Origin of the sequence: Micromonospora sp. D75, assembly GCF_018070405.1 — a bacterium.
GTDB lineage: Bacteria > Actinomycetota > Actinomycetes > Mycobacteriales > Micromonosporaceae > Micromonospora > Micromonospora chalcea.
In genome coordinates this window covers 1-8,433 of the sequence record NZ_JAGPXV010000228.1, presented here as the reverse complement: position 1 = coordinate 8,433, position 8,433 = coordinate 1, and the positions used below count along the sequence as shown (strand labels likewise).

Below are 8,433 nucleotides of genomic sequence, written 5' to 3'. Positions count from 1 at the left end.
ACGTGTCCCGGATGGCCTGTTCCTTGGCTCCGGCGTGCTTCCACCACTGCGCCTCGAAGGCGAGGATCCGCTGCTCCCGCTCGGTGAGGCCGGCCGGCGTCGTGCCCGCGGCGCCCGTATCCGCCGCTTCCGGACCGGGCTGCTCGACCGGCGCGGTGGACTCGACGGGCGGCGACCCGGGCCGGACGGACTCCGACGGCTCCGACGGTGCGGTGGACTCGACGGGCGGAGCGGTGCGCGGTGGCGGAACCGTCCCGCCCGCGTGGCGCGTACCCGCTGCCGGGCCGGACGGGTCGACGGCGGCCCGCTGCGAGGCGTCGGCGGACATGGCGCTCCTCTCCGACGGCGGGTGACCGGCACGCGGAGCGCGCCGGCCGGGGGAGCCCCAGCGTAACCAGGGCCGCCCCCGGCCGCATCGGACGCGGGGTCCGCGCCGCCGGGGGGAGCCGGCGGCGCGGACCAGGTCAGGCGATGTCCCGCCGCCGCATCGTCCAGAACGCGGCCACGACCGCGCCCACCAGGGCCACGCCGAACACCACAGCCGACTGCTGCCAGGTGACCACGTACGTGGCCGGCTCGCAGGCGCCCTGGGAGAACTGACAGGTGTCGTAGTCGAACAGTTCCGCCTGCTTCAGGAACCACGACTGGGCGTACGTGGAGAGCACGTACCGGTCGCCGAACTGCACCCCGAGCACGGCGACCGCGATCCGGATGCCGATCTCACTCACCGCGAAGATGCCCACCGCCGCGCCGAGCGCCATCGCCGTGTGCCGGCCCAGCGAGGCCAGCGCGAACCCGACCGCCGCCACGAGGAGCGTCATGCCCAGCGCGCGCAGCCCGTCCAGCCCGATCGACTGCCACACCCCGGCGGTCATCTTCGCGGTACTGCCCCGCTGGCCGGCGATCAGCCAGAACGCCGCCGTCCAGAGCGCGCCGAGCACCACGGTCAGGCCGAACACCGTGGTCAGCAGGGCGGCCAGCTTCGTGCCCAGCACGGTCAGCCGCTTCGGTCGCCACAACAGCAGGTTCATCATCCCGCCGGTGTTCCACTCGGCGCCCACGAAGGAGGCGCCGACGATGAAGCCGAACAGCGCCACGGAGGCGGCGAACACGGCGATGAACATGGGGAACTCGGCCCGGAAGTCGAACTGGTACGGCAGGTACCACTTCGCCTCGAACATGTCGGGCTGCGGCTGGTAGTCCTTGCCGCAGTTCGGGCCGTACCGCTCCTCGGTCTTCTCGCCGCGCGCCTGGGCCGCCTCGCACTCCGCGACGTTACGCTTCCAGTCCGTCATCGCGGACTGGTAGTCGTTGTTCGCCTTGGCCTCGGCCTCGGCCACCACCACGGGCGAGAGCTTCTCGCTGGAGAAACTGAACGCGGTCGCGACGGTGGCCAGGCCGAGCACCAGGAGCACGAGCATCAGCCGGGTCAGCCGGCGCTTGCCGAGCCGGCGCAGCTCGGTGACGAACAGGCTCATGCGCCCCAACCTCCTGCGGTGCCGGTCTGGTCGACCTTGGCGGACTGATCGACCTGACGGTGCTGGCCGGGGACCGGCGCGGTGGCGGTCAGTTCGAGGAAGACGCTCTCCAGGTCGACGGCGACCGGGGTGAGCTCGCTGACGTACAGGCCCTGCTCGGCGAGCAGGCGGCTGACGGTGGCCGGCTTGTCCACACCGGACAGCATCAGGTGGTCCGGCTCGGCGGTCACGCCGACCCCGGCACGGCTGAGCGCGTCGGCGGCCTGGGGCAGGTCGTCGACCGCCTCCAGGCGTACCCGCACGGCGCCCTGGGAGTGGGCCGCGAGCACCTGGTCGACCGGTCCGAACGCGACCCGGCGGCCGAGCGAGATGATGGTGACCGAGTCGCAGATGAGTTGGATCTCGCCCAGGATGTGGCTGGAGAGCACCACAGTCATCCCGGCCTCGGACAGCTCCCGCATCAGCCCGCGCATCTCCCGGATGCCGCCCGGGTCGAGGCCGTTCGCCGGCTCGTCGAGGATCAGCAGCTTGGGGTTCTTGAGTAGCGCGGACGCGACCGCGAGGCGCTGCTTCATGCCGAGCGAGTAGGTCTTGACCCGCTCACCCGCCCGGTCGCGCAGCCCGACCAGCTCCAGCACCTCGTCCACGCGCTGCTTGGGCAGCTCACCCGCCTGGGCGAGCAGGCCCAGCGTGTCCCGCGCGCTGAAGTGCGGGAAGAACTGCGGACTCTCCACGATGGCGCCGACCTGCCCGGCGACGGCCGGCAGCGCGTGCGGCAGCTCCTGACCGAGGATCGCCATCCGGCCGCCGTTCGGCTTGATCAGGCCGAGCAGCGTACGCAGCGTGGTGGTCTTGCCCGAACCGTTCGGGCCGAGGAAGCCGTGCACCTGGCCGGCTTCCACTCGCATGTCGAAGCCGTCGAGCGCGTGGCGGACCCCGCGCTTCCGGCTCCGGTACGTCTTGCGGAGACCTTCGATCTCCAGGACAGCCGACACAGCTGACCTCCCCCGATAAGTAGGCGTCAGCGACACCATACGCGGTATGCACCGGATGGCAATACCCGGTATGCAGTGTCGGCGTGTCGAGGCGCGTCGAGGCGCGTTAAAAAGGGGCCCCTCCTCTACCGCAGGCGTTAAGAAGGGTCCCTTCCTTGCGCCGTCAGGCGCAGACGACGTGGACGCCGGCCTCACGGAACGCCGCCACCACGTCCGGGGACGCGCCGGAGTCGGTCACCAGCGTCTCGACCCGGTCCACCGGGCAGATCCGGGCGAACGCGTGCCCACCGAGCTTCGAGGAATCGGCTATCACGACGACCCGCTTGGCGCGGGCGACCATGAGACTGTTCATGGCCGCCTCCCCCTCGTGGTGCGCGGCGGCGCCGAGCTGCGGGTCGATCGCGTCCACGCCGAGCAGCGCGACGTCAAGCGTGACCTCACGCAGCAGCGCCCCGCCCAGCGGGCCGACCAGCTCGAACGACTTGGGCCGGACCACGCCGCCGGCCACCACCACCTTCATCCGCGAGCGCACCAGCAGCTCGTTGGCGATGTTCAGCGCGTTGGTGACCACGGTGAGCTGGGCGCCCTCCGCGCTGGTGTTGAGGTCGGGGCGTACGGCCAGCGCCCGCGCGACCTCGGTGCTCGTGGTGCCGCCGTTGAGGCCGACCACGGTGCCCGGGGAGACGAGGGCGGCGGCGGCCGTGCCGATCCGCTGCTTCTCGGCCGAGTGCTTCGCGGTCTTGTAGCGCAGCGGCAGGTCGTAGGAGACGCCGTTGGCGACCGCGCCACCCCGGGTACGGGTGATCATCTGCTGCTGGGCGAGCTGGTCGAAGTCACGCCGGATGGTGGCCTGGGAGACGTCCAGCCGGTCGGCCGCCTCCTCGACGGTGACCCGGCCGCTGTCGGTCAGCATCTCCAGCAGCGCGTTCCAGCGCGCGTAGCGGTCCACCGCTGGGGCCTCCCTGACTATGCGTGAACGGTGATCGGTTGCGTGCACACTAGTGCGCGAAAGTCAGTCCGCGCAAAAGCCTTCGCTGCGCGAACTTGGAGACAGTTGCCACAACCACGCCGCTTCGCGCAGAATGACGCGCGAAAGACGGCAGTATCGCGCCGTATTGCGCAAGGGTTTTTCCCGGCGAGGAGTTGTCATGGCGTACGTGCACGCGGAGATCGCGAGCCAGCCCGACTGCTGGCGGGAGGCGGCGCGACTCGCTCCGACCGTCGCCGAGCGCCTGCCGCGCCCCGGCGAGCGGGTCGCGGTGGTCGGTTGCGGCACGTCGTGGTTCATGGCCATGGCGTACGCCGGACTGCGCGAGGCCGCCGGCCACGGCGAGACCGACGCCTTCCAGGCCAGCGAGTTCCCCACCGGCCGCCACTACGACCGGCTCATCGCGATCACCCGCTCCGGCACCACCACCGAGGTGCTCGACCTGCTCGCCGCGCTGCGCGGGCGGATCCCCACCACGGTCCTCGTCGGCGACCCGGACTCGGCCGCCGTCGCGTCCGCGGACGCCACTGTCGCGCTCCCCTTCGCCGACGAGCGGTCGGTGGTGCAGACCCGCTTCGCCACCACCGCGCTCGCGCTGCTGCGCGCCCACCTCGGCGAGGACCTCAGCCGGCTCGCCGCCGACGCGGAGGTGGCCGTCCGGGCCCCGCTGCCGATCGACCCGGCCGGCATCGAGCAGGTCACCTTCCTCGGCCGCGGCTGGACCGTCGGGCTGGCCCAGGAGGCCGCGCTGAAGTGCCGCGAGGCGGCCACGTTCTGGGCCGAGGCGTACCCGGCGATGGACTACCGGCACGGCCCGATCTCGGTCGCCGCCCCCGGCCGGCTGGTGTGGGCGCTCGGCGAGATCCCGGACGGCCTGCCGGAGGACGTGGCCGCCACCGGCGCCGCGTTCGTGCACAGCCGCACGCACGGCTGGCGCACGGTGCTGACGAGCTGGGCGGCCGGGCGCAACCCGGTCGACCCGATGGCCGACCTGATCCTGGCCCAGCGTTTCGCGGTCGCGCTCGCGACCACCCGTGGCCTCGACCCGGACGCGCCGCGCCACCTGACCCGGTCCGTGGTCCTGGCATGAGCGAACGCACCGAGCGCAGCGAGGGCCGTGAGCGCATGCCCAGTCAGCACGGCGTGAGCGAGCGAAGCGAGCCCACGGCGTGAGTGGAGGCGACGAGGTCGTCGTCGCGCTGGACGTGGGCGGCACCGGGATGAAGTGCGCCCTGGTCCGGCCGGACGGCACGACAGTGCACACCGAACGGCACGACACCGGCGCGCAGCGCGGCCCGGAGGCGGTGGTCGGCACGATCCTCGACGTGGCCGAAGGGCTGGCCGGCAAGGCCCGCGCCGACGGCCGTACGCCGGTGGCCTGCGGCATCGCCGTACCCGGTGTGGTCGACGAGGCGCGCGGCGTGGCGGTCTGGTCGGCGAACGTGGGCTTCCGGGACGTACCCCTGCGGGAGCTGGCGGGCACGCGGCTGGGACTGCCCGCGGCGCTCGGCCACGACGTGCGTGCCGGGGGCCTGGCCGAGGCGCGCCTCGGGGCCGGGCGGGACGCCGGCCACGTGCTCTTCGTCGCCATCGGCACCGGCATCGCCGCCGCCCACGTGGTCGACGGGTCGGCCGCCACCGGCGCGCACGGCGCCGCCGGGGAGATCGGCCACATCCTGGTACGGCCCGGCGGACCGCGCTGCGGCTGCGGGCGGACCGGCTGCCTGGAGGCGGTGTCGTCGGCCTCGGCGATCGGACGCCGGTACGCGGAGCTGTCCGGCGCGCCCACCACCGCCGCCCAGGTTGCCGAGCGCGCGGCGGCCGGTGAACCGCTCGCCGTGGAGGTGTGGCAGGACGCGGTCGAGGCGCTCGCCGACGGACTGGCCACCGGGCAGGCGCTCTACGATGTGTCGACAGTGGTGCTCGGCGGCGGGCTGGCCCAGGCCGGCGCCCGGCTGTTCGACCCGCTGCGGGCGGCGCTGCGCGAGCGGCTGACGTTCCATCGCGAACCGCGCCTGGTCGCGGCCGACCTCGGCGACGAGGCCGGCTGCCTCGGCGCCGCCCTGCTGGCCCTGGACACCCTGGTGAAGGAGAGTCGATGACCCGGCGTGTGACCGGCAAGGTGGTGACCCCGACCGGCGTCATCCGGCAGGGCTGCGTGGAGATCGCGGACGGGCGGATCACCGCCGTCGCCGAGTATCCGTCGGTGCGCGACGGGCACTGGATCGTGCCGGGCTTCGTGGACATGCACACCCACGGCGGCGGCGGGCACACGTTCACCACCGGCGACCCGGAGGCGGCGCGGCAGGCCGCCGCGTTCCATCTCGGGCACGGCACCACCACGCTGCTGGCCAGCCTGGTCAGTTCCCCGTTCGAGCTGATGCGCGACGCCACCGCCGCCTACCGCCCGCTGGTCGAGTCCGGCGTGCTCGCCGGCGTCCACTTCGAGGGCCCGTACCTGTCTGCCGACCGCTGCGGCGCGCAGAACCCGGAGTTCCTGCGGGACCCGTCCACGGCCGAGCTGACCGAGCTGATCGAGCTGGGCGGCGGCGCGGTACGCATGGTCACGCTCGCGCCGGAACGCGACGGCGCCACCAAGGCGATCGAGCTGCTGGTGTCGCAGGGCGTGGTGGCGGCGGTCGGGCACACCGACGCGACCTGGGAGCAGACCCGCGCGGCGGTGGCCGCGGGCGCGACGGTCGGCACCCACCTGTTCAACGGGATGCGCCCGGTGCACCACCGTGAGCCCGGCCCGGTGGTGGCGCTGCTGGAGGCCCCGAACGTGGTGTGCGAGCTGGTCGCCGACGGGGTGCACCTGCACGACGGGATGCTCGGTTTCGCCACCTCGGTGGCCGGCCCGGAGCGGGCCGCGCTGATCACCGACGCGATGGCCGCCGCCGGCATGCCCGACGGCGAGTACGAGCTGGGCGGCCAGGCGGTCACCGTGGCCGGCGGGGAGGCCCGGCTCGCCCACAACGGCGCGATCGCCGGCAGCACGCTCACCATGGACGCCGCGCTGCGGCACGCGGTCGGCGCGGGCGTGGCCCTGCCGGACGCCTGCCGCATGGTCGCCACCACCCCGGCCCGCGCGATCGGCCTGGGCGACCGGGTCGGCGCGCTGGTCGCCGGGCTGCGCGCCGACCTGGTGGTGCTTGACGACGACCTGAACGTGGTGCGGGTGATGCGCGGCGGTAACTGGGTGGAGTGACCCGCCCGGCGGTCAGGCGGTGGGCACCTCGACGCCGAGCACCGCCTGCTCGTCCGGCCGGTGCACCAGCACGTCCGCCAGGTACGACTGCACCGCCCGGCGCATCCCCACGTCCCGCCCGGCCTGCTCGGAGAGCAGCCACTTGTGCTCGATGATCTGGGCGAACAGCTCCTGCGGCTCCAGCTTGCGGCGCAGGTGCGCGGGCACCGCCCGGACCACCGGCTCGAAGACCTCGGTCAGCCAGCGGTGCGCCGCCTGCTGCTCGTCGGTCAGGTCGCTCTCCACCCGGTAGGCGTCCAGGTCGTTGAGGAGCCGGCGGGCCTGGTTCTCCTCCGCGTCCAGGCCGGTGAGGCGCAGCAGCCGCCGGGTGTGGTAGCCGACGTCGACCACCTTCGGCCGCACCAGGTAACGCCCGTTGTCGACAGTGGACATCGCCACCTCGGCCACGTCGAAGCCCAGCTCGTTGAGGCGGCGGATGCGGCGCTCGATGTCGTGCCGGGCGGCGCGCTCGACCTGCTGCTCGTAGGTGATCTCGTGCCAGAGCTGCTCGTAGCGCCGTACGACCTCCTCGCAGACCACCTCCGGGTCGATCGACTCGTGCAGCAGGCCGGCGGCCTGCAGGTCGAGCGCCTCGCCGAAGATGTTGACCCGGGCGATCTCCAGGTCCTCGCCGCGCTGCCCGTTGGACAGCGACGGGTGCAGCGCGCCGGTCTCCGCGTCCACCAGGTAGGCGGCGAACGCGCCCGCGTCCCGCCGGAACAGCGTGTTGGACAGCGAGCAGTCGCCCCAGAAGAAACCGGTCAGGTGCATCCGGACCAGCAGCACCGCGAGCGCGTCGAGCAGACGGTTCATGGTCTCCGGCCGCAGCGTGCGGGAGAACAGCGCCCGGTAGGGCAGGGAGAACTGGAGGTGGCGGGTGATCAGCACCGGGTCCAGCGGCTCGCCGTCGTCGCTCTGCCGGTCGGCCACGATGGCGACGGCCTCCACCGACGGGAAGTCGATCCGCTCCAGCGCCCGCAGCAGGTCGTACTCGCGCTCGGCGACCCGCTCGCCGGTCTCCTTCACCGCGTAGACGTACCCGCCGAGCCGGACGAACCGCACGATGTGCCGGGAGATGCCCTGCGGCAGCGCCACCAGGTGCTCGGCAGGCCACTGCTCCAGCGGGGTCGACCAGGGGAGGTCGAGCAGCGCCGGGTCGACGAGAGCCGAGGTGATCCGCACGGCAACCAGTGTGACCGCTCACCCCCGCGCCGCGCTTCCCTTCGTGGCTCGGCACACAGCCGCCGATGCCCGCGCCGCCCCGGCGCCGTCGGCGGCCGGTAGCGTGGTCGCGTGCGTCAGACCTCAGGGGTACGCGGTGACCTGCGGCTGCGGCCGGTCCGGCCGGCCGGGTGGTGGTTCGACGGGCTGCTGCTCGCGTCAGTGGTGGCGATCACCGTGGCGCTCGCCTCCGGGCACCTGTTCGGGCTCGACCGGGCGGTCGCCGACTGGTCCGACGAGCACCGCCCGACCGCCGCCCGCTGGGTGGCGATGACGCTCAACCTGCTCGGCCAGGGCACCCCGCTGACGCTGCTCGCGGCCGGACTGGGCGTGCTGCTGGCGCTGCGGCTGCGCTCGGTGCGGCCGATCCTGCCGCCGGTGGTCGCGTTCGTGCTGACGTTCTTCACGATCGGGCCGCTGAAGGTGTGGACGGCCCGGCCGGCGCCGAGCGCCTCGGTCAAGGAGCCGTTCCTGTCGCCCGAGCAGACGCTGCCGCTGTTCCAG

At 73.3% G+C, this 8,433-nt stretch carries 8 protein-coding genes and 1 pseudogene; 4 read left to right on the top strand and 5 right to left on the bottom strand.

Features of this window, described 5'->3' with window-relative positions:
* The 4 genes from KBX39_RS15640 to KBX39_RS15625 form a co-directional block, all read right to left on the bottom strand.
* On the bottom strand, window positions 1-328 hold a 328-nt coding region (locus tag KBX39_RS15640), incomplete at its 3' end, for a DUF3263 domain-containing protein (protein WP_210871229.1).
* A 136-nt stretch (window positions 329-464) separates the two neighbouring features.
* Window positions 465-1,478 carry an ABC transporter permease subunit gene (locus KBX39_RS15635; RefSeq protein WP_187693791.1) on the bottom strand — a complete coding sequence of 338 codons (1,014 nt, stop codon included), beginning with the start codon at window positions 1,476-1,478 and terminating at the stop codon, window positions 465-467.
* Window positions 1,475-2,473 carry an ATP-binding cassette domain-containing protein gene (locus KBX39_RS15630; RefSeq protein WP_043327969.1) on the bottom strand — a complete coding sequence of 333 codons (999 nt, stop codon included), beginning with the start codon at window positions 2,471-2,473 and terminating at the stop codon, window positions 1,475-1,477. Before KBX39_RS15630 ends, KBX39_RS15635 begins: the two co-directional genes overlap by 4 nt.
* 163 nt (window positions 2,474-2,636) lie before the next feature.
* The gene (locus tag KBX39_RS15625) at window positions 2,637-3,422 is read right to left on the bottom strand and encodes a DeoR/GlpR family DNA-binding transcription regulator (RefSeq protein WP_043327968.1); all 786 of its coding nucleotides are present in this window, start codon (window positions 3,420-3,422) and stop codon (window positions 2,637-2,639) included.
* Between the two features lie 199 nt (window positions 3,423-3,621).
* On the opposite strand from KBX39_RS15625, the gene KBX39_RS15620 reads away from it, so the two are divergent.
* The 3 genes from KBX39_RS15620 to nagA all read left to right on the top strand — a co-directional run bounded on the left by KBX39_RS15620 (window position 3,622) and on the right by nagA (window position 6,669).
* Window positions 3,622-4,551: an SIS domain-containing protein gene (locus KBX39_RS15620; protein WP_043327967.1), complete on the top strand. Its 930-nt coding sequence runs from the start codon at window positions 3,622-3,624 to the stop codon at window positions 4,549-4,551.
* Between the two features lie 79 nt (window positions 4,552-4,630).
* Window positions 4,631-5,563 (top strand): ROK family protein, encoded by a 933-nt coding sequence (locus KBX39_RS15615; RefSeq protein WP_210871227.1) that lies wholly within the window; start codon window positions 4,631-4,633, stop codon window positions 5,561-5,563.
* Window positions 5,560-6,669: an N-acetylglucosamine-6-phosphate deacetylase gene (gene nagA / locus KBX39_RS15610; RefSeq protein ID WP_043327965.1), complete on the top strand. Its 1,110-nt coding sequence runs from the start codon at window positions 5,560-5,562 to the stop codon at window positions 6,667-6,669. Before KBX39_RS15615 ends, nagA begins: the two co-directional genes overlap by 4 nt.
* A 12-nt stretch (window positions 6,670-6,681) precedes the next feature.
* On the opposite strand, the gene KBX39_RS15605 is transcribed toward nagA, so the two are convergent.
* Window positions 6,682-7,890: a DUF4032 domain-containing protein gene (locus KBX39_RS15605; protein ID WP_030502801.1), complete on the bottom strand. Its 1,209-nt coding sequence runs from the start codon at window positions 7,888-7,890 to the stop codon at window positions 6,682-6,684.
* Between the two features lie 111 nt (window positions 7,891-8,001).
* Between KBX39_RS15605 and KBX39_RS15600 the strand changes: the two are divergent.
* Window positions 8,002-8,433 (top strand): annotated as a pseudogene (locus KBX39_RS15600) (PA-phosphatase); the annotation flags it as partial.

Coding starts and splice junctions, on each gene's coding strand:
- KBX39_RS15635 (WP_187693791.1), bottom strand. CDS start 1,478: ATGAGCCTGTTCGTCACCGAGCTGCGCCGGCTCGGCAAGCGCCGGCTG.
- KBX39_RS15620 (WP_043327967.1), top strand. CDS start 3,622: ATGGCGTACGTGCACGCGGAGATCGCGAGCCAGCCCGACTGCTGGCGG.
- nagA (WP_043327965.1), top strand. CDS start 5,560: ATGACCCGGCGTGTGACCGGCAAGGTGGTGACCCCGACCGGCGTCATC.